26 protein-coding genes are annotated in these 24155 nt (G+C 60.6%); 14 read left to right on the top strand and 12 right to left on the bottom strand.

Annotated elements, in window-relative coordinates; translation table 11 throughout:
- Nucleotides 1-13: 13 nt before the first annotated feature.
- From L2D00_14600 to L2D00_14565, 8 genes are all read right to left on the bottom strand, one after another.
- A complete protein-coding gene (locus L2D00_14600; GenBank protein ID WBQ13062.1) occupies nucleotides 14-214 on the bottom strand; it encodes a DUF6511 domain-containing protein in 201 nt (66 codons plus the stop codon).
- Nucleotides 215-354: 140 nt separating this feature from the next.
- Nucleotides 355-585 carry a hypothetical protein gene (locus L2D00_14595; GenBank protein WBQ13061.1) on the bottom strand — a complete coding sequence of 77 codons (231 nt, stop codon included), beginning with the start codon at nucleotides 583-585 and terminating at the stop codon, nucleotides 355-357.
- Nucleotides 582-1265: a hypothetical protein gene (locus tag L2D00_14590; protein ID WBQ13060.1), complete on the bottom strand. Its 684-nt coding sequence runs from the start codon at nucleotides 1263-1265 to the stop codon at nucleotides 582-584. Before L2D00_14590 ends, L2D00_14595 begins: the two co-directional genes overlap by 4 nt.
- Before the next feature lie 5 nt (nucleotides 1266-1270).
- The gene (locus L2D00_14585; GenBank protein WBQ13059.1) at nucleotides 1271-2119 is read right to left on the bottom strand and encodes an ATP-binding protein; all 849 of its coding nucleotides are present in this window, start codon (nucleotides 2117-2119) and stop codon (nucleotides 1271-1273) included.
- Nucleotides 2116-2604 carry a hypothetical protein gene (locus L2D00_14580; GenBank protein WBQ13058.1) on the bottom strand — a complete coding sequence of 163 codons (489 nt, stop codon included), beginning with the start codon at nucleotides 2602-2604 and terminating at the stop codon, nucleotides 2116-2118. The genes L2D00_14585 and L2D00_14580 overlap by 4 nt, the downstream gene beginning before the upstream one ends.
- A 23-nt stretch (nucleotides 2605-2627) precedes the next feature.
- The gene (locus tag L2D00_14575; GenBank protein WBQ13057.1) at nucleotides 2628-2966 is read right to left on the bottom strand and encodes a hypothetical protein; all 339 of its coding nucleotides are present in this window, start codon (nucleotides 2964-2966) and stop codon (nucleotides 2628-2630) included.
- Nucleotides 2963-3175, bottom strand: coding sequence for a helix-turn-helix domain-containing protein (locus L2D00_14570; GenBank protein WBQ13056.1), 213 nt, complete (start codon nucleotides 3173-3175; stop codon nucleotides 2963-2965). Before L2D00_14570 ends, L2D00_14575 begins: the two co-directional genes overlap by 4 nt.
- Nucleotides 3172-3399 carry a hypothetical protein gene (locus L2D00_14565; protein ID WBQ13055.1) on the bottom strand — a complete coding sequence of 76 codons (228 nt, stop codon included), beginning with the start codon at nucleotides 3397-3399 and terminating at the stop codon, nucleotides 3172-3174. Before L2D00_14565 ends, L2D00_14570 begins: the two co-directional genes overlap by 4 nt.
- A gap of 89 nt (nucleotides 3400-3488) precedes the next feature.
- Between L2D00_14565 and L2D00_14560 the strand changes: the two genes are divergently transcribed.
- The gene (locus L2D00_14560; protein ID WBQ13054.1) at nucleotides 3489-4193 is read left to right on the top strand and encodes a S24 family peptidase; all 705 of its coding nucleotides are present in this window, start codon (nucleotides 3489-3491) and stop codon (nucleotides 4191-4193) included.
- Between the two features lie 180 nt (nucleotides 4194-4373).
- Here L2D00_14560 and L2D00_14555 read toward each other — a convergent pair whose 3' ends face one another.
- Both L2D00_14555 and L2D00_14550 read right to left on the bottom strand, forming a co-directional pair.
- A complete protein-coding gene (locus tag L2D00_14555) occupies nucleotides 4374-5099 on the bottom strand; it encodes a formylglycine-generating enzyme family protein (protein WBQ13053.1) in 726 nt (241 codons plus the stop codon).
- A gap of 18 nt (nucleotides 5100-5117) precedes the next feature.
- Nucleotides 5118-5702 (bottom strand): hypothetical protein, encoded by a 585-nt coding sequence (locus L2D00_14550; protein ID WBQ13052.1) that lies wholly within the window; start codon nucleotides 5700-5702, stop codon nucleotides 5118-5120.
- 199 nt (nucleotides 5703-5901) lie between these two features.
- Here L2D00_14550 and L2D00_14545 point away from each other — a divergent pair, with 199 nt between their 5' ends.
- The 9 genes from L2D00_14545 (at nucleotide 5902) to L2D00_14505 (ending at nucleotide 14652) form a co-directional block, all read left to right on the top strand.
- Nucleotides 5902-6801, top strand: coding sequence for an endonuclease/exonuclease/phosphatase family protein (locus L2D00_14545; GenBank protein ID WBQ13051.1), 900 nt, complete (start codon nucleotides 5902-5904; stop codon nucleotides 6799-6801).
- A gap of 522 nt (nucleotides 6802-7323) precedes the next feature.
- Nucleotides 7324-8727, top strand: coding sequence for a hypothetical protein (locus tag L2D00_14540; GenBank protein ID WBQ13050.1), 1404 nt, complete (start codon nucleotides 7324-7326; stop codon nucleotides 8725-8727).
- Nucleotides 8724-9689, top strand: a complete 966-nt coding sequence (locus L2D00_14535; GenBank protein ID WBQ13049.1) for a hypothetical protein — start codon at nucleotides 8724-8726, stop codon at nucleotides 9687-9689. Before L2D00_14540 ends, L2D00_14535 begins: the two co-directional genes overlap by 4 nt.
- Before the next feature lie 2 nt (nucleotides 9690-9691).
- Nucleotides 9692-10093, top strand: coding sequence for a hypothetical protein (locus L2D00_14530; protein ID WBQ13048.1), 402 nt, complete (start codon nucleotides 9692-9694; stop codon nucleotides 10091-10093).
- 465 nt (nucleotides 10094-10558) lie between these two features.
- Entirely contained in the window at nucleotides 10559-11011 is a 453-nt protein-coding gene (locus tag L2D00_14525; GenBank protein WBQ13047.1) for a DUF2924 domain-containing protein, read from the top strand.
- Nucleotides 11008-12333, top strand: a complete 1326-nt coding sequence (locus L2D00_14520) for a recombinase family protein (protein ID WBQ13046.1) — start codon at nucleotides 11008-11010, stop codon at nucleotides 12331-12333. The genes L2D00_14525 and L2D00_14520 overlap by 4 nt, the downstream gene beginning before the upstream one ends.
- Nucleotides 12330-12773 (top strand): LacI family transcriptional regulator, encoded by a 444-nt coding sequence (locus L2D00_14515; protein WBQ13045.1) that lies wholly within the window; start codon nucleotides 12330-12332, stop codon nucleotides 12771-12773. The genes L2D00_14520 and L2D00_14515 overlap by 4 nt, the downstream gene beginning before the upstream one ends.
- 168 nt (nucleotides 12774-12941) lie before the next feature.
- Nucleotides 12942-14195 (top strand): DNA (cytosine-5-)-methyltransferase, encoded by a 1254-nt coding sequence (gene dcm / locus L2D00_14510; GenBank protein WBQ13044.1) that lies wholly within the window; start codon nucleotides 12942-12944, stop codon nucleotides 14193-14195.
- Nucleotides 14188-14652: a very short patch repair endonuclease gene (locus L2D00_14505; GenBank protein ID WBQ13043.1), complete on the top strand. Its 465-nt coding sequence runs from the start codon at nucleotides 14188-14190 to the stop codon at nucleotides 14650-14652. The genes dcm and L2D00_14505 overlap by 8 nt, the downstream gene beginning before the upstream one ends.
- On the opposite strand, the gene L2D00_14500 is transcribed toward L2D00_14505, so the two are convergent.
- Nucleotides 14635-15984, bottom strand: coding sequence for an MvaI/BcnI restriction endonuclease family protein (locus L2D00_14500; GenBank protein WBQ13042.1), 1350 nt, complete (start codon nucleotides 15982-15984; stop codon nucleotides 14635-14637). The two genes, L2D00_14505 and L2D00_14500, sit on opposite strands and share 18 nt — an antisense overlap.
- A gap of 466 nt (nucleotides 15985-16450) precedes the next feature.
- Here L2D00_14500 and L2D00_14495 point away from each other — a divergent pair, with 466 nt between their 5' ends.
- The 4 genes from L2D00_14495 to L2D00_14480 are packed head-to-tail and all read left to right on the top strand — an operon-like array spanning nucleotide 16451 to nucleotide 23747.
- A complete protein-coding gene (locus L2D00_14495) occupies nucleotides 16451-17923 on the top strand; it encodes an ATP-binding protein (GenBank protein WBQ13041.1) in 1473 nt (490 codons plus the stop codon).
- On the top strand, nucleotides 17920-20697 hold the full coding sequence (locus tag L2D00_14490; GenBank protein ID WBQ13040.1) for a Z1 domain-containing protein: 2778 nt from the start codon (nucleotides 17920-17922) through the stop codon (nucleotides 20695-20697). Before L2D00_14495 ends, L2D00_14490 begins: the two co-directional genes overlap by 4 nt.
- The gene (locus tag L2D00_14485; protein WBQ13039.1) at nucleotides 20681-21667 is read left to right on the top strand and encodes a PD-(D/E)XK motif protein; all 987 of its coding nucleotides are present in this window, start codon (nucleotides 20681-20683) and stop codon (nucleotides 21665-21667) included. The genes L2D00_14490 and L2D00_14485 overlap by 17 nt, the downstream gene beginning before the upstream one ends.
- The gene (locus L2D00_14480; protein WBQ13038.1) at nucleotides 21660-23747 is read left to right on the top strand and encodes an AIPR family protein; all 2088 of its coding nucleotides are present in this window, start codon (nucleotides 21660-21662) and stop codon (nucleotides 23745-23747) included. Before L2D00_14485 ends, L2D00_14480 begins: the two co-directional genes overlap by 8 nt.
- 173 nt (nucleotides 23748-23920) lie before the next feature.
- Here the strand turns inward: L2D00_14480 and L2D00_14475 are convergent, their stop codons facing one another.
- The gene (locus L2D00_14475) at nucleotides 23921-24139 is read right to left on the bottom strand and encodes a hypothetical protein (protein ID WBQ13037.1); all 219 of its coding nucleotides are present in this window, start codon (nucleotides 24137-24139) and stop codon (nucleotides 23921-23923) included.
- Nucleotides 24140-24155: the final 16 nt, after the last annotated feature.

Below are 24155 nucleotides of genomic sequence, written 5' to 3'. Positions count from 1 at the left end.
GGGGGCGCGCCTCTCAGAACGGCAGATCGCCGGCGTCTGACTGGCGCTGCATGGAGGCCTGGAACCCGTCCACGCACGCCTCGATCACCCGGTCGATGTCTTCAGCCGGGCGCGCAAAAAAGGGCTCCATCAGCCCCAGCTCGCTCAGCGTCTCGGCCAGCGCGCGGCGCGCCTCGCGAATGGCGCGCGCTTCCATGTCCGTCCTGTCGATCATGGCGTCATGCTCCTGGAAGAGGCGCACGCCCGCGTCCTGACAGACGCGCGAGCAGAAGCGCCAGCGTGGATGAAGATCGGGGCGAAGGTCGCGGCAGAAGCCGTATCCACGCTCCTGGCGGCCGCACACGGCGCACAGACCTACCCCTTCAGGAAACCGTCCAGGGCCCCGCGCGCGCTCGAACAGGCCCCCTCGCCGCGCATGGCGTTGAGCACCACGAACCGTGTGATGGCCGCTACGGCGAGGCATTCGAGATCCTTGCGGGTAAGGCTGGCGATGGGCCGCTCGAGGCGCCCGCGCGCCTCAAGCCAGGCGCCCATCGCCATGGCGCATTGCAAGGTGACATGGGCCTGCCACTCATCCTCGCTCACGGGTTCAGCCAGGCCGGACCTGACGCCGGCGCAGCGGCAGGCGGCGTCTGGGCAGACAAAGGCGCAGACGAAGCTGGCTGTCCCCACGCCGGGGCCACTGGCGCAGCGGGCGAAGGCGCGGGCCGGGATCTGTTCGATGGCTGTGCCGGTACGCTCTCGCCCGCCATCACCTTGCGCCACTCAGGCGCCGTGGGCAGCACGACATGGTCGAGCTTGTTGGCGTCCTTGTAGGCGGGGTTGCGGTTGGGCTCGATCTGGATCTTGGCGACAAAGCTGATGCCGTCGAGATCAGCCAGCCCGCGCAGCACGCGCTTGGCCCTGGCCGCCTCGCTCATGTCCTGCGGGTCCAGACCGAGCGCGCTGTCGATCATGGCGCGAAACACCCCCTTGGAGATCTTCCAGCCAATGGACTGGCCCTGCTCGTCGAGCTTGCCGCCCTGGACGGTGAAATTCTGCCAGAACTTGCGCCTCGCGAACGGGCCTTCGGCTACGGTGAACTCGGCATCAAGCATCAAGACGTCACTGCCGGGCTGGTTGGAGGGCTTGAGGAGGCCGCGATCCACCTCGCCTGCCCCGTCCGCGCCGCCCTTGCGGATGGACATGGTCACCCTGGCGAACGTGCCGTCCGCAATGAGATCGCCCGACTGCTGGGGCTCCACATCATTCATGTCGAAGGTCATCTGGGTTATCCTTTTGCGGGTTGATTGATCTTGGAGAGGAGCGCGCCGAGATCGGCTGGCTCGGTCAGGTCGAGGCGGCCTGAACGGTCCTTGGCCGGCAGGCCCCAGGGGTTGCCCGAACGGCACACGAGGCGGCGCTGGTCGCCCTTGTCGGGGTCATGGCGCCACGCGCTGGCACCCTCCTGGCCGGTCTCGGGGGTAAACAGGCTCAGCGTGAGCACCTGATCGACAATGCCAGGCAGCTCGCGCGCGACCTTGCCCCCGTCCATCTGGGGCTGCCAGGTCACCCGGTTCATGTCGTCGACGACCTTTTCCAGGATGCCCACGAAAATGACCGTGCGCCCGGGCGCATGCTGGAGGTGCTTCAAGAGCCCGATCACCTCGCGCGCCAGAAGCCCGTAGGCGCCGCGCGTGTCCGGCTTGCCGGTGCGCTCCGACAGCGCCTCGGGCCGGGTCTTGGCCCATGCCATGGCCTGACGGGTGAGATCGGTGATGCTGTCGACAAAGATGATGCGCTTGGCGTCGATCTTCGTCGCCAGCTCGGGGTGCTGGGCGCGCAGATGCGCGTTATGGGCCTGCGAGAAATGCTCATCAGGCTGGGCGGCCGGATTGGCGCCGCCGATCAGGCAGGCGATATCGACCGCATCACTGAACCGGCGGATCGCGATGCTCTCGCCCGGCCAGTCCTGAACCGACTTGAGGCCCGCTTCGAGATCGATGCAGAGCGTGTGCCCGGGCGGCAGGGTCTTGAGGAGCGTGGTCTTGCCCGCGCCGCTGGGACCAAACAGCGCCATGGTGGTCTTGCCCGCCGCTTCGCGCAGGCGCTCGTCAGCTGATACGATGCGCAAGGTCATGAGCGCTCTCCGCGTGCAGCCAGAACCACCTTGAGCGCACCGGTCTTCACGGTGCGCGCGGGCTCGAACCCTTTGCGCCAGGCCTCAGGCAGGGCGGCGTACCTGCGCTCGGAGACCGACAGCTTCGTGTCGATGAACTCGCCCGGATCCTCACCGGAGGCGGCGATATTGGCGGCGATGCGTGCGAGCTTTGCCTGATCCCATTCGACCCGCTTGGGCAGATCGGCGATGACGGTGAGGCCCTCATCATCGAACCGGACCGTGCCCGTATCGCGGTCATCAGCGCGCAGGGCCTCGAGCACACGAGCGCCATAGCGCATCTCAAGCGCGCCGGTGAGGCGGCTGGAAAGCGTCTTGAGGCGGGCAGACGCCGCGGCGAGCTCGCTCTGGAGATCTGCGAGCATTGCGGCGGGAAGCGCCGCAATCTCCCCGCGCGAGAGGCTGGCCAGATCGTCAAGACCTGGCGCGTTGGCGTGATCAACCATGAAAGGTCTCCTGTGTTGGGGGGTCATGCGGCCTCGCTCAGCGCCAGCAGCGTGTTGAGACGCACCGGCGCAGCGGCCGGGCGCGGCCTTGCGATGGCGACATAGGCAAAGCAGTCAGGCCCGATGCGCACCTGGACGAGATGGACGAGGCCTTCATGGAAGGCGCGATGGGCGGCTGCGGCGAGCGCTTCAAGACGTCGCCGGTCAGGCCCAGGCAGCTTCGAGATGCCCGCCATGGCGTCGATGACGAGAAAGCCGCGATGGTATTCCAGCCAGGCGCCGGGCTCGGCCTGCGCGATCCACGCGCACAGCTCCACATCGCTGATCGCACCGGCAGGACGCCGTATGGCTGGCGCGCTCATGACACACCGCCCAGCGGCGCCGGGCACGCGTTGATGCTGGCGGCCTCATAGGCCTCCACATCCTCCAGCCGGTAAAGCACCCGCCCGCCCACTTTCAGATAGGCGGGCCCGCACCCCAGCCAGCGCCAGCGCTCCAGCGTGCGCGGCGACAGCTTCCAGCGGCGCGCCAGATCGACCTGGTGGAGATGTCTGATAGGAAGATCACTCATCGTCTTGTCCTATTGGCATGGCGGCGCGCTTCAGCCACTTCGACCTGCGATATGAAAGCCAGCACGCGATCAGCCGTGGCCAGGGTCGGAGACCGCCCCCTGCGCAGTCCCAGAACGAAAGACGGGTCCCCCACGGCCTGACGGCCGAACTCGGTGGGCTTAAACCCGGTCGCCTCCAGAAAGGCGTCGACCCGTGCGCGGAACTGATCGGTGAGACTCGTCATGATAGGAAGCATCAAATCAGCGAGCCGCACTTGCGTCAATTGGAAGATGTTGTATATTTCCTATCCAGTGATGACAGGGAGTTAGCGCGATGGAGCTCGATCCCATCCGGATCCGGGTGCTCAACCTCATCGAGGACAAGGGCACGGACCTGAAGAACGCCTCGCTCGCGATCGGGCGCAACGCGGCCTATCTGCACCAGTACATCTATCGCGGCTCACCCAAGGTCCTGCCCGAGGACGTGCGCGAGGGACTGGCGGAGCTGTTCGGCGTCAGCGAGGACAGCCTGCGCAATGCCCGCAGGCTCCCCCGGCGCGCCGGCCATGGCGACCACGAGCCGCGCCGGGCCGCGAGACGCGAGCTTGTCTATCCTGAAGGGTTCTCGGCCATCGCCGAGATCGACGTGCGCGCCTCGGCCGGTCCCGGCGCGATCAACGAGGGGCTCGAGGAGGCGAGCGAGACCTGGCTCCTGCCCGACCCGCTCATCCGTCACGAATTCCGCGCGCGCGCAGCAGACCTGCGCATGATCACGATCGATGGCGATTCCATGGAGCCGGTGCTGTCATCCGGCGACCGCATCCTCATCGACACCAGCCAGCGCATCCCTGTGCCGCCTGGCATCTTCGTCGTCTGGGATGGCATGGGGCTTGTGGCAAAGCGCGTCGAGCACATCGCTCACTCCGAGCCGCCGCGCGTCATCATCCACTCGGTCAATCCCGAATACCGCACCTATGAGCGCGACGCCGAGGAGGTCAATATCGTCGGGCGGGTGGTGTGGGCTGCAAGGCGACTGTGACGTCCTGGTTTCAGGTCCATGTCGCGCGGGCGCGCTGCCTGCTGGTCAGCGGCTTATTGCCCGAACCGGCGACACGATTTGCGGGACGGGGGCGCTTACGCCCACACTCAGCGCTTCAACGCCCCTCTCTCGCCATCTCCACAGGTAAGCAGGCAAAAGGGCCAACAGTTAACCGCTTCCCTAATCGGGAAGCGTCCTCGCAAGACGGAACCCGTTGAGGCCGCTCCTACCGCCTGGTGTGATCCTGTCGCGGTAGGCGGAGCGCAGGAACTGCGCGATGTCGCCCCACGAGCCGCCACGGCCGACACGGTTTGAACAATCACCAGTTGTGCGCGCTGAGCCGTCCTTCGGCGCGCCCACATGGCTGTTATTCGCGCAATCCTCAACCCACTCCCATACACTGCCATGCATGCTCACGAGCCCCCATCTGTTAGCCCAGAGCCGGTTGACCTCAACCGTGCGGTTGTAGGCGAACACGACACCCTGCTTGCGGCTGGCGAGCGTGTCACCAAAGGCATAGGCCGTCGTCGTGCCCGCCCGGCAGCAATATTCCCACTCGGCCTCCGTCAGCAGGCGATAGCGCCGGCCCGTGCGCTCATTGAGAAAGCGGATATAGGCCTGCGCGTCCTCCCAGCTGACATTGATTACAGGACGCCATCCACGGCCCCAGCCCTCATCGGCCGGAAGATATCCGTGACAGGCGCCAAGGCGCGCAGCTGAATCCCATTCGCGGAAGGTGACAGGGTACTTGCCCACTTCTAAGGTATAACCAATCGCCACCTCATGCTGGGGGGACTCAGACTGGTGATGACCCGGCTCGTCTCCCGGCGAGCCCATCAGGAACTTGCCCGGCCTGATGCGCACCATGCGCGGCAGGATCAGTTTGCGCCGATTGAATAACCCCATGATCTGCCCTGTCCTGATTTATCTGAGCACGAGCTCGTTCACGGCGATCAGCAGCGCAAGATAGATCAGCGGCAATAGGATCGACACCAGCCCATAAATGACAAAGCGCACATCCTCGCGTGACAGCACCATCATTGCGGCAAACAGGACCAGGGTGGCGGGCCAGGCGACGATCGATAGAGGCATCAGGATCAGCGGCGTCCAGCGCAAGGCAGACGACATATAGATAGGGAACGGGATGATGGCCTTGCCGCCATATTCTTCCAGATCAGCGCTCGCCTCCTCGTCGATGCGGCGCACCACCAGCCAGAAATGGCGCAGAAACCCGGCCGCGAACAGGAGCCCGATGGTCAGATAGTCCTTCCAGAAGGCGGTAAGCTCGAGCTGTAGAAGCTCGAACACCCAGCCAAACATGAATGCGGCGACTGGCCACAGCCAGGTCTGCACGAACTCTGCCCATCCCCCGAGAATGGTACGGATCATGTCGGTCCAGAAGATCAGATCCTTGAGGACATTGGCCAGCGTCAGCGCGCCGCCCACACCGAGTATCTGCTGCACGCCGACCAGTCCGATCGTGCCAGCCCTGCGGCGTCCGAACATCATGCCCCCCTTGTCGGCCTGCACCCAAATAGGCGCAAACCTTAACCCGAGGCCCCGGATCTGGCTGTCACCGCATGGCAACACATGGCGCGCGGGCTGCCAGGGCAAACAGGCATCGCTCGCCAGAAAGCCCGAAGGGCGGTTGTGCGCCTTCGTGGCGGAGGCTATCGCTCAGCCAACCGAAATCTGAGGAGGCCTGCCCATGATGCGCTTTGTCCTGAGCCTCGGCGCCGCGATGCTGCTGGGAGCCTGCGAGGCGTCCACCGATACAGCAGCTCCGGCCAGTGAGGCCTCCTCGCTGCGGATCGCCGCCTGGAATATCGAGCACCTCACCGCTGAGATCGGCGCAGGCTGCGCCCCGCGCGACGAGGCCGGTCTTGATCGGGTTGCCGATTACATCAGGCAGGTCGATGCTGACATATGGCTCCTCCAGGAGATCGATGGCGAGAGCGCGCTCGAACGCGTGTTCGGTCCGGGCTGGTCCTTCCATGTCGAGGAACGGCCCGCCTCGGGCGAGTATCCGCTGTGCCGCGGCCGCGATGACGGCTCGCGCCTGCGCGCCCAGAACACCGCCATCGCCATCCGCAACACCCTTGCCTATGAGCGCCTGCCTGACTTTGTCGAGCTGGATGTGCGCAGCTCTGGCCGGATGCGCCACGGCGTGGCGATCTCGCTTGTCGAGGGCGAGCCTCTTGACATCATGAGCGTACATCTCGCCTCCGGTTGCCATCAGGGCGACACGTCCAATGTATGCCCGACCCTGTTTGCGCAGGCCGATGTGCTGGAAGACTGGGTGGATGTGCGCAGTGCATCGGGGCGCGCCGTCATCGTCGGGGGTGATTTCAACCGGCGTTTTGAGATGGACGGCGACGAGGTCTGGCGCGGTCTCAATGACGGCGACCCTTACGCCCTTCACATCGCGGGCGCCGGCATCCGCCCGGCCTGCGATCCGCGCTATAGCGAATTCATCGATTTTCTGGTGCTCAACGAGCACGCCTTCACGCGCAAGGTGATGGGATCGTTCTCTGAGACCACATTCACCGAGACAGGCCCGTTGCGGCCCTCCGACCACTGTCCGATCCTGGTGGAGATTGTCAGGTAGGACGCACCTGAGACCTTACTTTCGAGGAGAATTTTTCGCGCTTTTGACCTCTCCCTTGCTGACTTCGATGATCCGATAACGCGGTGAGGCCATGAACAGCGCTTGCTGCCGATTTTCTCTGGTACAACCCAGATGAGCAATATCGGCTCACCAGAGCCTGTGATTTTCCTCAAAAATAAACATAATAATTCTTCATTTTGAGGCGGACGGCACGGTCTCCACGCTGCTAAATGGCCGCAGCAATGGAGGCTGACATGACTGCTCTTACTACCCATGCCCGGCAAAGATGCGCTCAGCGCGGCATACGGTCCGAATTTCTTTCCAGGCTCATTGAAATGGCGGACATCGACAAGCACGTCGGCTCCAACTGCCGCATGCTGATCGTCAGCCGACGGCGGGCGCATAAGGCTGGAGACAACAGGCTGAGCCGTTACGGCGTCATCATCAGCGACGATAGCTACGCAGTCGTAACTGTCGCGCCCCTGAGGGGCCATCGCCGCCGTGTCGGCGGGAGTATTTAAAATGGCGGAAATCCATCAATTTCCGCATAAGCCTTCGAATGGCTCCAATGCCGCCAGGCCTTGGAAAGCTGAAGAAACCAGGCGACGCGCCGAGATACAGGCGCTTCGAAGCGACCTGGAGCGGCCCAAAGGACGAAAGAAGCAGCGTTCACTGATCAGGCAAGAGGACGCCAAAACATTGGCGCGCAGGCTGGGGGAGAAGCTTTTCGAACTCAAAAAGCAAGGCCATTACAAAAAAATTCTGGAGAAGGCCGGCATCGATCCGAAGAACCGGTCACGGTATGCGCTGTTCGGCGACAAGGCGCATCTCAGCGGTCACACGCTGAAGCTACACCCCTATGTGAAGCTGGCCGATGCCATCTCGACCGAATTAGGTCGAGACAGTGACCTGCATCTCTACGAAATGCTTGATGGGATTAATCTGGAGCAGCCGGACCACGCCCGCGATGATGATGCCGAACGGGTTATTGGGCTCGTGAAGCGGATGACGACAGCCGTGGCGAAAACAACCAAACTTAAGGCTCTATTTGATGAGTGGGCCTTGCTTCCGGGCAATTTGTCGGCATGTGGCAAGATCACGCCCTCTAGATTGCCTCTGCTTCGAGAAAGGCAGCATGAAATCGGTTTCGATCACTGGAGCGAAATTCAGCCGCTGCCTCGGCTTCCGCTGTGCCGCCTGCTGGAAAGCAGTTTCCGTGTTCGCGCACGATTCAGCGAATGGCAGGATAATCTGAATAATCTCGAGCTGGCTGAATTTGGCAATCCTATCGATATAGAGGTGCGCTTGTGGCGCGAGTTCGGACTTTGCATCGCCGAACGCACCGAGGCGGGCGATATTGGACCCGTATTTTCTGGTCAAGCCCACATTCAAATTCTCTTACCCAACAATGAAGAAGCCGAGCCATTTATTCCTTGGACCCTTGAATACTGCTATTTTACAAAAGGCATGTTGGTAAAATTAGATCAAAAAATTGCCTTGTGTAAAATAGAAAATAATGAAACTCTATTTACTAATTTTCTATGGAAGGAACCTGTCGGCGATCATGGAAATTGGTATGTTGAGCATTACTACTTCAGCACTCAACCTTTTGATGCATGGCATTTGAGAAACATAATGGATCGCAATGAATTTAATGGCCCTCAATCAGTCAGCTTGCTTGAAACGGACGAACCCAACTTCGACAAGCAATCCATCTTTTCCGCTGAAGCTGGGCGAGCATTCTACGCCGCCCTATTGAGCGGAGAGATGGAAGAGGCGCTGATTGCCGAAATCGGGCGGCTGAAAGCCCTGATTTCAGAGTACAGACTGGAACGGGAAGCGCAACTCGATGAACAGGAGCATGAGGCGGAGCAGCGATGGGCAGAGCTCGCCACTTCAGTCGATGATGAAGGAGGTGCGTCATGACCTGTCGCATCTATGAACATCAGATCGATGCGCTCCTTGAGCGCAATATTTTGGCCAACGCAGCATTCTGGGCACGCTTCGCGCAAATCACCCTGTCGGACCCGAACATTCGCGCACGGCAAGCAAAGCGGCAGACCCGGCATTGCGGTCCCAACCATACCGGCAGTATCGATCTTGAAATCGTCACGACCTGCGGAACCCGTCTGCTGGTGGAAAACAAGATCGACGCGGGCTACAGCGTTACCCGGCAAGGCGACCCACAACCCGAGCGCTATGCTGCCAGCGCCGCCACATTACGGGCGAAGGGGGCCAAGGCCCTGACCGTGCTGGTCGCCCCGGAAATTTATGTGAGCGCCGGGCGCAAGGCGAACACCTTTGACCGGACCGTAACGTATGAGGCATTGCTGCCTGCGCTGGAAGCCGAGGATCGCTTGATGCTTGAAGCTGCCATTTTGCAGGCGCGCACTCCTTATGAACCCGCGCCGAATGAAAAAAGCGCGCAATTCTTCCATGAGTATCAAGCATTTGCCAATCGCCGCTTCCCGCGCCTGTTCATGAAAATGAACCCCAATGGAATGGGCGTCCGGCCCACCGAATCCCGGACCATCTATTTTGATGTGCCCAAGACCCTACGTTTGTGGCCAGGCCTGCCTCGCCCACGCATGTCGCTTCAATGCCGGGATAGCTCAGCACCTTCCGCATCCGTGAAGATCATGCTCGGTGGCTGGCCCTCAAAGGCTGCCTCCATCGCCGTCCCGCAAAGTCTGTCAGCCATAGGGGGCTATGTCCGTCCGGCAGGCCGCTCTCTCGGTATCGTCATTGACACCCCCCAGCTCGATACTCAAACACCGTTTGAGGCGCAGATCGACCTCGTCGAAAGTGGGTTGATATCCGCGAATATCTTGGTTGGGTGGTGGAACACGCATGGTCATATAATTCCAAGCATTGGGAAGGAGTCATGAAAATGAAGAGCATTGACACGATGATTGCCAAGATATCTCAGATGAGCAACATAGAGCGCAAGAATTTGCGCTCCAATGCTGAACGCATTATAGAGAAAGATCCCGATAACGCTGATGCAAAGAAATTGAAAGCCGCTTTAGATGCAGTGGAGCCTGAAATTTCTAGAAAACGGATAATTACAGGACTTTTGGAATGGGATCCCCACGAGCAGGGCAAGAGCAGCTTTTATGGATTCTTCCAAGGATCGTCTGTTGCCCGTATCTTCAAGCGAGCCAATCACCGCAACGAAGACAGGAGTGTCTACGTACTTGAAATATATGGAAAAAAACTCGGACCCTACGCTCATATAGAAAACGCACGGGATGCGGGCGAAAAATTGTTCAATCCCGAGAAAGGATTGTGATGTCTGATTCCGAACCACCCTTTGGATCATGGGCCTGGATTTTTTCAAGCATTTTCAAGTTTATTGGACTAATTGTAATAATTGTTCTTTTGGTGCGAGCCTGCACATGAAAATCTCGTCGCAGGCTCAGTCCCTGGAGTAATTACCTGATCGCTTACCGGGCCGGTTTTCGCATCCCTGCTTTCTTCCTCGCTGCACCTGGATAGCGCGCCGATAGCCGTGGCGCGTGCGCTGCATGGTCGTCATGGTCCCGGTTCAGACCCGGGAAGCGATGATGAACCCACTTGCCCCCCATCTCATGACCCCCGCCGAGCGGCGTGCGGCTGTCTGCGACCTGCTGGCGCTTGGTCTCATCCGGCTGCGCCAGCGCCAGCGCGGCGCGGCTTGTGACAATAGTGGAGACGTTCGCCTACACTGTGCGGCCACCTCATGGCGTCATGCAAATCCGGACCAGACGGAGAACGCATGACCACACATGACCCCATCCCCGCGCGCCTGGCCGCGCTGAAATCGACGCCCACGCCGGAACTCAAGAAGCAGTGGCGCGACCTGTTTGACAGCGAGGCGCCGCCCTTCAACCGCCGCTATCTCGAGACCCGCCTGGCCTATCGCATCCAGGAGCTCGCCTATGGCGGGCTTAAACCTGAGACCCTGCGCAGGCTGGAGCGGCTGGGAGAGGAGCTCGACGGCGGCAACATCACCATACGGCGCATTCGCACCGATCTCATGCCCATCGCGGGCACGCGGCTGATCCGCGAATGGCAGGGGGTCGAGCATGAGGTGACCGTCACGCGCGACGGGTTCGAGTGGCAGGGCCGGCCTTACAGATCCCTCTCGGCCATCGCGCGCGCCATCACCGGCACGCGCTGGAATGGCTGGGTGTTCTTCGGCCTCAAGAATGCAAGGGCGCGCTCATGACCCGGCCAGATGACACGCCAGCCGCGCCGCGCAAGCTGCGCTGCGCGGTCTACACCCGCAAATCCTCCGAGGAAGGGCTCGATCAGGCATTCAACTCGCTCGATGCCCAGCGCGAGGCCTGCGAGGCCTACATCGCCAGCCAGCGCTCACAAGGCTGGGTGCTGGTGCGCGACCAGTATGACGATGGCGGAGTGTCTGGCGGCACGCTGGAGCGCCCCGGCCTGAAGCGGCTGATGGCTGACATAGACGACGGGCTTGTTGATGTGGTCGTGGTCTACAAGATCGACCGTCTCTCCCGGTCGCTGGCCGATTTTGCCAAGCTGGTGGAGGTGTTCGACCGCAACGGCGTGACCTTCGTCTCGGTGACCCAGTCGTTCAACACCACCACCTCCATGGGCCGGCTGACGCTGAACATCCTCCTCTCGTTCGCCCAGTTCGAGCGCGAGGTCACCGCCGAGAGGATCCGCGACAAGGTCGCCGCCTCGCGCAAAAAGGGCATGTGGATGGGGGGCTGCCCGCCCTATGGCTACCGGGTTGAGAACCGCAAGCTGGTCGCCCACGAGGAGCGCGCCGGGCGGGCCCGCTGGATCTTCGCGCGCTTTGTCGAGATCGGCTCGTGCACCGAGCTGGCGCGCGAGCTCAAGGCGCGCGGCTGGCTCACTCCCGCTGAGCGGCCCATGGACAAGAAATACCTCTATCGCCTGCTCTCCAACCGCGCCCTGATTGGCGAGGCCGTGCACAAGGGCGACAGCTATCCCGGCGAGCATGACGCCATCATCGACCGCGAGATATGGGACAAGGTCCACGCCATCCTGGCCGTGAGCCCGCGCAAGCGCGCCGCGCGCACCCGCGCCGGAACGCCCGCACTGCTCAAGGGACTGCTGTATGGCCCTGATGGCGCGGCGTTCTCGCCCTCCCACACCCGCAAGCGCGACAGGCTCTACCGTTACTACATCAGCCAGACCGTCCTCAGACACGGCGCCGGATCGTGCCCCGTCGGACGCGTGCCCGCCGACGATATCGAGGCGGCTGTCATTCACCAGCTGCGCGCCATCCTGCGCCAGCCCGAGATCATCGCCGGCACATGGAAAGCTGCGCGCGCGCGTGACCGCGACATCTGTGAAAGCGACGCCCGCGCCGCCCTCCAGCAGATCGATCCGCTCTGGGATGAGCTGTTTCCCGCCGAGCAGGCGCGCATCGTCAGCCTTGTGATCGAGCGTATCGATATCGGCCCCGATGGCATGCATGTGCGCATTCGCGTTGATGGCCTCACCACACTTGCCCGCGAGATGCTCGCCGGGTCCATGGAGCGGGCGGCATGACCCGCCCCGCGCCCCCGGACCAGATCATCACCGTGTTCGTACCGCTGCGGTTCGCCCGGCGCGGCGCCCGCAAGGCGATCATCCCGCCTGCAGACGCGCCGGCCTCGCGCCCGCGCACGGACACCACACTGATCAAGGCGCTGGCGCGCGCATACCGCTGGAAGCGCATGCTCGACACGGGCGAGTTCACGAGCCTGGCCGAACTCTCCGCGCGCGAGGCCATCGCGCCCTCCTACATGACCCGCGTCCTGCGTCTCACCCTGCTGGCGCCAGACATCGTCGAGGCGATCCTCGACGGCACGCAGGGGCCGGAAATCACGCTGGCGCGGGTGCTGGAGGGGTTTCCAGCAGAGTGGGAGGCGCAGAGGCAGATGCTGGACTGCGGGGAGCCTCATTGCCGATCTGAAAACACACCCGGCGGGGCATCGGGACCACTATGAACCGCACGGGTTTTCTGAAGGGTCATGAGCAGGTGTGTTCACGCAGGGCGGCCGCACAACAGCGAGATGTGATACAAAACAGGAACAATTGCTTGACGGCGGGACTCTTACTGCCATCCTGACACGAATCGTCCCTAATGGGGCATCAAGCGCGAGGGGTGAACGATCATGGCGACAGGAACACAGACCGGCTTTTCAGGTCTCCTGAAGCGCTCGGGGCTTACACTGCAGGAAGCCGAAGCCGCGCTCGGTCTGTCCGAACGCCAGATCCGCCGGTACATCAGCGGTGAGAGCCGCCCCCCCGTCCTCGTGACCCGGGAACTGCGCGCACTCGCGCAGGCGCGCAGGCAAGGCAATGGCGCGGCTGAGGCCGGGTCATTCAGCTTCATCGACCTCTTTGCAGGCATTGGAGGCCTCCGGCTCGGCTTCGAGGCGATCGGTGGAAAGTGCGTGTTCACCAGCGAGTGGGACAGGTTCTCCCGCCAGACATATGAGACCAATTTTCCCGATGCTGGCGAGGACCACGCATTTGCGGGCGATATCCGACCCTATGGCGAAGACCCCTCGCTCATACCGGCCCACGACGTCCTGCTGGCGGGTTTTCCCTGCCAGCCATTCTCGCTGGCGGGCGTCTCGAAAAAGAATTCACTCGGACGCGCGCACGGCTTCCTGTGCGAGCAGCAGGGCAACCTGTTCTTCGACATCGCGCGCATCCTGCGTCATCACCGCCCGAAGGCCTTCCTGCTGGAGAACGTGAAGAACCTGCAGAGCCATGATGGCGGGCGCACGTTCGCGGTCATACGCGAAACCCTCGAGAATGAGCTTGGCTACACAATCGATTTCCGGATCATCAGTTCACGTCCGTGGGTGCCCCAGAAGCGCGAGCGCATCTTCATCGTTGGCTTCCGCGAGGATCAGGGCTTCAGTTTTGACGGGTTCGACGCCGTGCTTCCGCCCGAAGCAGACTGGCCGACACTCGGTGCCATCCTGCAGGGACACAACGAGATCGGCCAGAAGTACACGCTGTCCGAACACCTCTGGAACTACCTGCAGGACTACCGCAAAAAACACGAGAAGGCGGGCAACGGATTCGGCTTCAGCCTGTTCGGCCCTGACGACGTGGCGCGCACGCTGTCGGCCCGCTACCACAAGGACGGCTCGGAGATCCTCATCGCGCAGGACGGTCCGCGCCCGCGCCGGCTCACGCCGGTCGAGTGCGCCCGCCTCATGGGTTTCGAGAGGGAAGGGCGCGAGTGGAAAATCCCGGTGTCCGACACGCAGGCCTATCGCCAGTTCGGCAACGCCGTGGTCGTGCCCGTTGTTGAAGCCATCGCCCAGTACATGAAGCCCGCCCTTGATCGCGCACTCGCTGCGGGCGACGCGCAGACGGCGCCGCCGCCAGCGGACCGGTTGATTGCCTGACATCGTCGACAGCACCACACGCAGCCGGATGATGTCCGGCATAAGAGGTCGTGACACGCGCCCTGAAATGGCGGTCCGGAGAGGGCTTCACGCGCTCGGCTACCGCTACCGGCTGCATGGGCGTGATCTTCCGGGGCGACCGGACCTGGTTTTCCGTCCGCGACGCGCCGTGATCTTCGTACATGGCTGCTTCTGGCACGGCCACGACTGCCACCTGTTCCGCCTGCCCGGAACACGGCCCGGATTCTGGCAGGCCAAGATCGACGCCAACCGGGAACGCGACGGACGGGCGCGCGCGCAGCTGCTCGAGGAAGGCTGGCGCGTCCTGGAAATCTGGGAATGCGCCCTGCGCGGGAAGGAGGCTCTGGATTTCGGCGACCTCATGGGCAGGTGCGCCGCGTGGCTCGCGGACGGCCCACCACAGCTTGAACTGCGTGGGTCAGCCGCCCGTCTCTGACACGCGGGCGTAAAGCCGGTCCATCGTGCTTTTCAGCGTGCTTGAATTGACCCGCCACTGGGAGCGCACCTTCGATCTGCCATCGGCGTAGATGGTGTCAGCAGGGTCATAGAACACGTAGCCGGCCGCGATGGCCCTCAGCAGCCTCCACACATCGGTGCCTTCTCCGACCAGCCACGGCGTGAGATAGCGGTACTCGTCCTGTCCATCGCCTGCAGGCGCGGGGTTCTTCTCCGCGCGGATGTAGAGTGCGGAGGCGTGTTTACGGTTCCAGGAATTGGCGAGGCGCTCCAGCGACCAGCCTGCCGCGATGTCCCCGGTCACCGGATCAAACAGCTCCACTGCGATCTCCCCGGCATGGCCAGAGAACCGGTCAGCAACCTGATCATATCCGGCCACCCGCATGGAAAGTCCGTGCTTCTCATTGTGGCCACCAGCCCGGAACAGACCGACAAAGCGGCGCGAGCCATCCCCGTTGACCGCAGGCTGGCCAAATCGCTCCATGAACTCGCGGAATGTCCGTTCCCCCTGATAACCCCGGTCGGGCGTGGGCGTCATCAGGCTGATGCGCGAGCCCGAGTAGGACTTGATCTCGAAACCATGACGGTCGGGAGCCTTCTCCGCGTTCGCCGTGACGCCCAGCAGGGCCTCAAGCGTATACCCGGCCCCCTGTGCGCCGCGGAACGGCACGATACCGGTGGCCTTCATGATGACGGACGAATGCCACCCCCCGGCAACGATCCGGCCGATCTCCTCATTGACCAGATCCCGCGGCTCTCGCCCCGCCTCCTCATCAACAGTCAGAACAAGCAGAACGCCTGAGCCAGCCAAGGCTGGCAGCTCGGGAAAGTTCGACGCCAGTGGGTCATCGCGCTCGGTGAGCACCACGCCCAGAACGGTCCCGTCAGGCGCATTTCCCATAACGAGCCAGCGCTGCCCGAAACCGGCCTGGAGCCGCCGGCGGAGAGCGTCAGGCGCGCCTTCACATCCCTTCAGAAATCCCGAGAACCGGATCTCCGGGTACTGAAAATAGTCGATGATGCGCGCGCCCGGTGCAACGTGGCGATTGCCGCCCGGGTCCAGCCAGGCGAACCGCAGCGCAGCCTCCATTTTCGGCTGACCAGCCCTCGAGCCAGGCTTGGCCGTGCTTTCGCTGGGCGCGCGAACCGATATCGTCGCAGGAAAGAGGTTGGTGACGCTGTCGAGGCCGGCGCCCAGATATATCTGGTTCTTGTCGTTGTCCTGTTTCGTCGCGAGCTTCTTCACATACGCGGTGGTCACACCGTGCCCACGCAATAGCACCTGCAACTCACGGATCGTCGCGATTCCCATGCCCATCCTCCGCAAGCAGGATGGAGCGGGCGGGTGTCAGGGCACAAGTGGGAGCGCTGGAGTTAGTGTTGCTAGGTGAGCTGAAGTTCAGCTAACTCAAGCTGACTTGCATTGCTTCATCGCCACTTGATGTGCAACGGCATCGAAGTATCACCCTCTTACAATCAACCTTAATGGGCTGAAATCATTGCAATTTTCAGTGGCAAAATGTGGGGAGCACGACCGCTGCCGAGAATGACCTATGCGAGCAAAGTTTTTCTTATTTAGGTTCAATTACCTGCGACGAATTCAAAAGGGGTCAAATTTGGAAGCCGATTCACACTTGACGGGAAAACCCCCGAACAGGCCTACTTCAACCAGCCGATACCCGATGCGATAGCGGCGCAAACGAAGCGGGAAACCACTTAGATAACGCCCGGGCCCTGTTCAGATCAACCGAGCCACCTCTAAGGGACGCGGTCAGCCAATGAAATATGTAAGCAATCCGCCGGATGCATCATCTTTGATGATGTCTGCCCGCAGCTTTGGAAATTATGACCTCGCTGCGGCGCTTGCAGACCTGATCGATAACAGCATCAAGGCGCACGCGTCGTTCATCGAGATCAGCTGCCTCTTCAACGCCGGGGATCCCGTTGTCACCATTACGGATGATGGGGAAGGCATGTCGCCAAGTGAGCTTATGGATGCAATGCGCCCGGCTTCGAGCAACCCCTCGAAGGAACGATCCCCTGACGATTTGGGCCGCTTCGGTTGGGGCATGAAGTCGGCGTCTTTTTCACAATGTAAAAAACTGACGGTGATCTCATCAAGGAATTCGGAGATGTCAGGGGCCGTCTGGGATCTTGACGATCTCGATGAATGGAAGATGGGCGTTCTCAACCCGTCCGAGATCTATGGCATTGATCACGGCCTGTCGCCGGACAGTTCCGGAACCTCAGTGATATGGACACACACGGATCGGCTCTCCGAGGGCGGATCACTTTCCAATGCCGAATTCAATGAGCTGATCGCCCAGACCAGCGAACAGCTGGCTCTGGTGTTCCATCGTTTCATCGAAGGCATTGCGGGAAGTCGAAACCGGCTCTCGATTTCAGTGAATGGCAATCGGCTCGATGCCTACGACCCCTTCTACCGAAAACATGAGGCGACGCAGGTTCTCGAAATCGAACCCCTGTTGATGGAGGGCACTACGATCCTCATTCAGCCCTATGTCCTGCCGCATTTCTCGAAACTGAAGCCGCACGAACACGAGCGCCTCGGAGGCGAAGAAGGCTTCCTTCGAAACCAGGGGTTCTATGTCTATCGGAACAACCGGCTCATCATCTACGGGACCTGGTTTCGCCTCGCAAAATTCGGGGAACTCTCCCAACTCGTTCGCATAAGTGTCGACATTCCAAACTCGCTGGACGATCTCTGGAAAATCACGGTCGACAAGAGCGACGCCCAGCTCCCTGCCGCATTGAAGGCGAGGCTGAGGCAGATTATCGCCGGACTTAGAAAGAAGTCGGGACAAACTTACAGGCGACGCGGCGGACGTATAGATCACCCTACCGCAAAGCCGGTCTGGAAACGCTATTCGCGCAACAACGAGATCAGATACGAGCTCAATCGCGAACACCCGGTACTCGAGGAGCTGCTGCAATCTACCGACCAGGACACCCGGCTGCTGGTCATGGCGGCCCTGCGCCAGATCGAACAGAACTTCCCTGTAACGGCCTTCGCAGACGACTCGCTCACGCGCGGCGAGGACATCGGCCAGTCGATCCTGTCTCCTAAGGAACTCGAGGACCAGCTCGCCATCATAGCGCCTAGAATGCTCTCGCGTTCCGGCGGCGACTTCCGCAAATGCCTAGAGATGATTCTGAATACCGAACCGTTTGAGGCTCATCAGGATTTTGTCGAATTAAAACTCAAAGAATGGGGCTGGAAGTTCAAATGAAAGACCCACGCATCTCCTACCTCCGAACGGAGATACTTAACCGGCACGCCGACAGTCTGCGGAAAATCCAATCGATTCCTGAGGGAGCTATTGAAGCTGTCATTGAGACCTCACCCTTCGAAATTACGGCCGAAGAACGGATCAAATTCGTCCGGCACTTCCAGTCCATCTTTGCCATCACCCAGGGGGCAGGGTCTGCCGTTCTTGCAGAACATGAGCCCTGGCTTCACGAGCGATCGGGGGACATCGATTTCTACTACTGGAATCGACTGAAGGAGTATTACCTCGACACTGGAGCACTTCCCCCGCACGTCGTATCCGTGCTGGATCAGGTCTCCGATGAAATACTCGACTATTCTGGCAATCCCGCACAGACCGGTTCATGGCGACGGCGGGGAATGGTCATGGGACACGTTCAGTCAGGGAAGACCACCAACTACTCGGCCCTGATCGCGAAGGCGGCGGATGCAGGCTACAAGATAATCATTCTTCTGGCTGGCCTGACCAATTCCCTGCGAGCCCAGACACAAGAGCGCATTGACGAGGCCTTTATCGGCAAGAAGTCGATTTTCCAGGCCGCATTCGATGAGACGCTGACGGTCGCCGAATACGGTGACGGTCCGAAGAGGTTTCCCGCATATGGCACCTCACGTGACCGCGACTTCAAGAAGGAGATTTCTGACTACGGCGTGACCATCTCCGCCCTGAAGGAACCCATCATCTTCGTGATGAAGAAGAATAAGGCCACACTGGAGAACCTCGCCACCTGGCTGGACAGCCAGATGCAGGGTGGCCAGATCACACATCCACTCCTCTTGGTTGATGACGAAGCCGACAATGCATCCATCAACACCCAGAAGGACCCCGAAAAAGTTACAGCCATCAATGGTGCGATCCGCTCGATCCTGAACAGGTTCTCGCGGTCAACCTATGTCGGCTACACCGCAACCCCTTTTGCCAACATCTTCATCGACCCGGATACGGAAACAGAGATGTATGCCGATGACCTTTTTCCGCGGCACTTCATCAAGGCGCTCGATCCTCCAAGCAACTACGTTGGCGCGGAGCGGGTCTTTCGGACCGGACCGTTCAAAGAACGGATGGTTGAGGTGATCGACGACTACGTCGATCTCTTGCCGCTCAAGCACAAGAACGGCCACGTTCTTGCGGCCCTACCGGAATCGATGTGCGAGGCCATGCGCGTGTTCTTTCTAGTGGTTGCGCTGCGTCATCTGCGAGGGGACGGCAACAGGCACTGCTCTATGATGATCAATGTGAGCCGCTTCAATGACATGCAGGAACAGGTTCTTGGTCTCGTCTATTCCTATGCGGAGCGTTTGAAGAGCGCTATCCGTGTCAACGCGGGCCTCGGATCACGCGGCCTGTCCGATCCCGACATGCAGTGCCTCAAGACAACCTTCGATGCGAATTTCAAGGAAACGGAGTTCGGCTTCGGAGACATTCTTTCCGAATTTCATGAAGCTGTTCGGACCATCGAGACCCGGACAGTCAACATGCGAGGCGGCGCGCTGGACTACTCGCATTACAAGGGGACAGGGCTTCATGTGATCGCAATTGGCGGTCTCGCACTCTCGCGCGGCCTCACGCTTGAGGGTCTCTGCGTCTCCTACATCCTTCGTAATACCGCCGCGTCGGACACATTGATGCAGATGGCACGCTGGTTCGGTTATCGCGCGGGCTACGAGGATCTCTGTCGTCTCTATCTGCCCAAGGTCGCTGCCGATCACTATGCCTACATCACCGAGGCGATCGAGGAGCTCCGCGCCGAGATCAAGCGGATGCGGGAACGCAACGAGACCCCGGAGCAGTTCGGTCTGAAAGTCCGCAGGAGCGAGACCGGCATCGCGGTCACCGCGGCCAACAAGATGCGCGCTGCAGAGGACAGAGAACTAGCGGCCGATCTGTCGGGCAAGCATGTCGAGGGCTTCGCGCTCTACGACGATCGGGAACTCAATGCCGAACATCTGCAACTGGCGAGGAGGTTCATCGCCGGTCTTGGGAACCCGCTGACGCCGGAACTGGCAGGGGATGCGGCCCTTACAGCCGACATTGCAAAACACCTTGTCTGGTCGGATGTGCCCGGAAGGAAAGTGCGTGACCTGCTAGAGGCGTTCAGTTTTCCCGCAAGGCAGACGGTCCTCAGCCGTATTGACGGTCGCCGATCACTGGCTCTTGATTACATAAATGACCGGCTGACAACCGATCTCTCCGAGTGGGACATTGTAATTCCGCTGCTTGAGGATAAGCGGCTCGACGATAGTTTGCAGGCAAGGCTTGAGATTTGTGGAGCGAAACGCGCCATCAGAACCCGGCCCTACCCCACCAATTCAGATGCACGTATCGATGGTCTCTACCGGCCTTATGGGCAAAGGAACCGAATTGCCGATCCTGGAGATGCGACAATCCTGCTTACGGAAGAAGAACGGCGGGAGGCCGCCGACGCAAAGAAACTTTCACGCGGCCTGCGCGGTGACAGGGCATTCTGCCTGAGGCGAAAAAAGCCCCTTCTCCTGATCCACATGTTCAGTATCAGGAACAATGAAGTTCACCCCGAGTGGAAACCCGGCGATCAGCACAAGCTCCTGATCGGTGAGATCGGGGTGTCTCTGAGCTTCTGCTTTCCGAGTACCGGCACGCCCGTCCGTGCCAGGCGATATCATGTCAACCCGGTCTGGGTGAGAACCATGGGCGCGGACGTTGACGAGGCACGTGATGATGACGAAGAGGCGATCACCGATGACGGAAATAATTGATGACTGGTCTCAGATTCCGGTTCCCCGCGACGGCACGCGGAACGTCAGCCGCTGGGATCCTGAGCATCCCCTCGACTTCTTCCGCGGTCGCGATGCGGACGGAAACTTTGCATTGGTACTGACCGCACTCGCCGAAACTACGCCGGAGCTGCCGCAGATCTCCGGCATCGACATTGAATGCAAGGCCGCAGCGGAAAATCGCAGCGAGCTTGTTCTGACACTGGTTGACGGCGAACAAGCAGCCTTGTTCCGCGCCCTGTGCAGGGATCTTCTGGAGGCAACCCATCAACTGCCCGTGGAAGCGAACACCCAAGGCGCCATCATTGTCATCGGCCGCATCAGACGCTGGCAACAGCTTCTGGGGAAAAGGCGAAACAACCTTCTAAGCCGGCAGAAGATAATTGGCCTGGTGGGAGAGCTACTGTTTCTCGAGAACGTCATGCTGGCCGAACGTCCCGCCGAAGAGGCGATAAGGGCATGGCGAGGCCCCTATGGCGACGAACAGGACTTTGCCGTCGCGGATCGGATCCTTGAGACCAAAAGCCAACTCTCGTCTGCAGACCAGGTCATAAAGGTCTCGTCTGAGGCGCAACTCGACACAATTTCGGGAGAAATTGTGGTCTGGCATCAGACGCTGGCCTCAACGTCTCCGAATAGTTCTGGAGCCAGAACGCTCAACGAGCATGTTGCCTCCATCCGCGGAAAGATCGAGACCAAGAGCCCCGTCGCGCTCGACATCTTCGAGGGAGGCCTCCTGGCGGCAGGGTACGAGGATCGGCCAGAATACAGTCAGGAGGCTTGGGCACCTGTCAGAACCCGCGTCTTCGAGGTCGAGCAAACGTTTCCTCGACTTGTTCCCGGCAATGTTCCGTCCGGCATCCGGAAGATCCGCTACGAGATACCGGTGGATGTCTGCATGCCTTTTGAAAGGTCGAACCAATGGCTGAAGGGCTGGCTGTTTGATGAGTGAAAACGAAGACGAGATCGCTTTTGGGGCATTCTGGGACGATCTCCTGCTTGCAGCATCTTCTTCGGGTGAACCTCAACAGGAAGCGTTCTTCCAACTCTACGGAGAACTCGCCGCGGAGAACGGCGATTGCAGCGACTTGATCTACACTCCGGTCAGGAAGGAAGGTACCCGCCCGTACCAGGTCGACGGCTTTGCACTCGACCTCGACCGGGGCGAACTTCATCTGGCTGTTTGCGATTTTCGCCCGGAGCGCGATCTCCAGCCGCTGAATGCGGACCGAATGGACAAGCTGTTCTCGCGCGTGAAGCGCTTCTGCGAGCTGTCGACGGATGCTGCCTCTGTGCGCGCGCTCGAGGAAACCAGTGCAGCTTTTCAGGTCGCCACCCAGATCTACCAGCACCGTCAGAACATAAAGAGGATCCGCTGCGTCCTCTTTTCGAATGCACGCCTGGCTACCCGCAAGAAGTCCGTCGACTCTGACGAGGTGATCGGAGTGCCGATCACGTTCAATGTCATAGATTTCCTGCGTTTCCTCGACATCCAGAAGGCACAAGGGGGCGTCGAGTCGATCGAGCTCGATGTCGCGGAACTCAACGACAATAAGCCCCTTCCCTGCCTCAGCGCCTCGGTTGGAGGAAGCGATTACGAGTCCTACCTGGTCGTTGTTCCAGGCGAACTTCTTGCGCGCATCTATGCGATGTATGGCGCGCGGCTCATGGAACAGAATGTTCGAACATTCCTTCAGGCCCGCACTAAGGCCAACAAAGGCATTATAGCTACGGCCAGCGATGAGCCCGAGATGTTCTTTGCCTTCAACAACGGCATCACCGCGACGGCAACCTCGGTTGCGACTGTGGAGACCGATCAGGGGCTGGCGCTCTCTAGGCTGAACGACCTTCAGATCGTAAATGGTGGCCAGACCACCGCGTCCCTTCTTTACGCGAAGGACAAGAACAAGGCCGACCTCTCAAGGGTCTTCGTGCAGATGAAACTTTCCGTGGTGCGGGCGGAAAAGGTCGAGGACGTCGTTCCCAGAATTTCACGATACGCCAATACGCAGAACCGCATCAGTGAAGCGGATTTCTTTTCCAGCCATCCCTTCCACATCGAGATGCAACAGATTTCGCGGCGCCTGACCTCCCCGGCCGCCGAGGGCACGTTCGCAGGGACAAGGTGGTTCTACGAACGGGCACGGGGCCAGTACCGGAACGAACAGTCATCGAGGACGCCAGCAGAGAGGCGGCGGTTCGAAGCAGAGTTTCCGCGAGCCCAACTCATACATAAAACCGACTTCGCCAAGTACCATCTCACCTTCAAGGCCCAGCCTCATGTCGTTAGTCTCGGCGCCCAGAAATGCTTTCTCGAGTTCGCAAAGGAGATCGGAAAGAAGTGGGACAAAGGCGCTGCCAACTACAATGAGCGCTTCTTTCGAGCGAGCGTTGCCAAGGCGATCGTGTTCCGATGGGTGGACCGAATGATTGGGCAGTCGGACTGGTATCAGATCGACCGTGGATACAAGGCGAACATCGTCACCTACACCGTCGCATGGCTGGTCGATTACCTTGAAGAGAAGCGCAAGGAAGCACTGGATCTCGAGGGGATCTGGAGGCGTCAAGCAGTTCCCGAGGAACTGCAGGCCATTTTCGAGGAACTCGCTCCAGTCGTGGCCAAAGCCGTCAAATCCACGCCGACCGGCCTCACGAACGTGAGCGAATACGCAAAGACACAAGGATGCTGGTCGAGCGTCCAGGGGATCAGGTTCGAGATCGGCGACGCAATCGATTCCATGACCATCAGCCTTGAGGATGCGGATGACGCACGAAAGGCGGGCAAGAACGAGAAGAAGATAGATCTCGAGATAGAATTCGAGCGCCTGCTTTACGGGCTGGTGGACAACGCGTTCAAGATCGAACAGCTCGCACGGAAGCACAAAGTGATTTCCCCCCTGTCCGCCAAGGCTCTTTCCAAGCTGGCGCGGGGGAATATTGGTTTCACAAAAAGCGAGACAAACGCATTGAAGTTGCTGTTCAAGAATCTCGGGGATCGAGGAGTAAATGTAAACGCGCTTCGTTCACAATGACCAAGCTTTTGAATGACGAGGCGGATCGCGACTTCCCCCGTAACGATGCACCAAAAGGCGAACCGGCTCTAGGTCGGAAAGACGACGGCCGCGCCTGGCGAAGTGAGGTGTGACACCGGGAGCGGTTTTGCGGGTTCGCTTGCTTTGCGGCCTTATCCGAGTTCCAATTCTGCTCATGCGTCCTTGAGCCACCTCGTAAGGCCGCCGAACGCCCGCACCTGCCCCCGCATGACGCTGTAGTCGGCGAGCATCTCGGCGATCGCTGACCACTCCGGCATAGACCTGAGCTCATCGGCCGCGCGCGCCTGGAACGCGCGGCTATACTCCACCACCGGCGGGCAGGCGGTCGTGAAGCGCGGCTCAAAAGTCCCCGTCGCGCAGGCGATCAGCAAGCTGGACAGCTCCGGA

It is taken from the genome of Hyphomonadaceae bacterium BL14 (assembly GCA_027627705.1).
GTDB lineage: Bacteria > Pseudomonadota > Alphaproteobacteria > Caulobacterales > Maricaulaceae > Oceanicaulis.
Note: the sequence above shows the minus strand (reverse complement) of the source record. Positions and strands in the feature narration are given on the sequence as shown.

What these genes read in the sequence shown, in the direction of transcription:
- L2D00_14600 (WBQ13062.1), bottom strand. Translation starts at nt 214, where the DNA reads ATGATCGACAGGACGGACATGGAAGCGCGCGCCATTCGCGAGGCGCGC.
- L2D00_14590 (WBQ13060.1), bottom strand. Translation starts at nt 1,265, where the DNA reads ATGACCTTCGACATGAATGATGTGGAGCCCCAGCAGTCGGGCGATCTC.
- L2D00_14585 (WBQ13059.1), bottom strand. Translation starts at nt 2,119, where the DNA reads ATGACCTTGCGCATCGTATCAGCTGACGAGCGCCTGCGCGAAGCGGCG.
- L2D00_14580 (WBQ13058.1), bottom strand. Translation starts at nt 2,604, where the DNA reads ATGGTTGATCACGCCAACGCGCCAGGTCTTGACGATCTGGCCAGCCTC.
- L2D00_14575 (WBQ13057.1), bottom strand. Translation starts at nt 2,966, where the DNA reads ATGAGCGCGCCAGCCATACGGCGTCCTGCCGGTGCGATCAGCGATGTG.
- L2D00_14570 (WBQ13056.1), bottom strand. Translation starts at nt 3,175, where the DNA reads ATGAGTGATCTTCCTATCAGACATCTCCACCAGGTCGATCTGGCGCGC.
- L2D00_14565 (WBQ13055.1), bottom strand. Translation starts at nt 3,399, where the DNA reads ATGACGAGTCTCACCGATCAGTTCCGCGCACGGGTCGACGCCTTTCTG.
- L2D00_14560 (WBQ13054.1), top strand. Translation starts at nt 3,489, where the DNA reads ATGGAGCTCGATCCCATCCGGATCCGGGTGCTCAACCTCATCGAGGAC.
- L2D00_14555 (WBQ13053.1), bottom strand. Translation starts at nt 5,099, where the DNA reads ATGGGGTTATTCAATCGGCGCAAACTGATCCTGCCGCGCATGGTGCGC.
- L2D00_14550 (WBQ13052.1), bottom strand. Translation starts at nt 5,702, where the DNA reads ATGATGTTCGGACGCCGCAGGGCTGGCACGATCGGACTGGTCGGCGTG.
- L2D00_14545 (WBQ13051.1), top strand. Translation starts at nt 5,902, where the DNA reads ATGATGCGCTTTGTCCTGAGCCTCGGCGCCGCGATGCTGCTGGGAGCC.
- L2D00_14540 (WBQ13050.1), top strand. Translation starts at nt 7,324, where the DNA reads ATGGCGGAAATCCATCAATTTCCGCATAAGCCTTCGAATGGCTCCAAT.
- L2D00_14535 (WBQ13049.1), top strand. Translation starts at nt 8,724, where the DNA reads ATGACCTGTCGCATCTATGAACATCAGATCGATGCGCTCCTTGAGCGC.
- L2D00_14530 (WBQ13048.1), top strand. Translation starts at nt 9,692, where the DNA reads ATGAAGAGCATTGACACGATGATTGCCAAGATATCTCAGATGAGCAAC.
- L2D00_14525 (WBQ13047.1), top strand. Translation starts at nt 10,559, where the DNA reads ATGACCACACATGACCCCATCCCCGCGCGCCTGGCCGCGCTGAAATCG.
- L2D00_14520 (WBQ13046.1), top strand. Translation starts at nt 11,008, where the DNA reads ATGACCCGGCCAGATGACACGCCAGCCGCGCCGCGCAAGCTGCGCTGC.
- L2D00_14515 (WBQ13045.1), top strand. Translation starts at nt 12,330, where the DNA reads ATGACCCGCCCCGCGCCCCCGGACCAGATCATCACCGTGTTCGTACCG.
- dcm (WBQ13044.1), top strand. Translation starts at nt 12,942, where the DNA reads ATGGCGACAGGAACACAGACCGGCTTTTCAGGTCTCCTGAAGCGCTCG.
- L2D00_14500 (WBQ13042.1), bottom strand. Translation starts at nt 15,984, where the DNA reads ATGGGAATCGCGACGATCCGTGAGTTGCAGGTGCTATTGCGTGGGCAC.
- L2D00_14495 (WBQ13041.1), top strand. Translation starts at nt 16,451, where the DNA reads ATGAAATATGTAAGCAATCCGCCGGATGCATCATCTTTGATGATGTCT.
- L2D00_14490 (WBQ13040.1), top strand. Translation starts at nt 17,920, where the DNA reads ATGAAAGACCCACGCATCTCCTACCTCCGAACGGAGATACTTAACCGG.
- L2D00_14485 (WBQ13039.1), top strand. Translation starts at nt 20,681, where the DNA reads ATGACGGAAATAATTGATGACTGGTCTCAGATTCCGGTTCCCCGCGAC.
- L2D00_14480 (WBQ13038.1), top strand. Translation starts at nt 21,660, where the DNA reads ATGAGTGAAAACGAAGACGAGATCGCTTTTGGGGCATTCTGGGACGAT.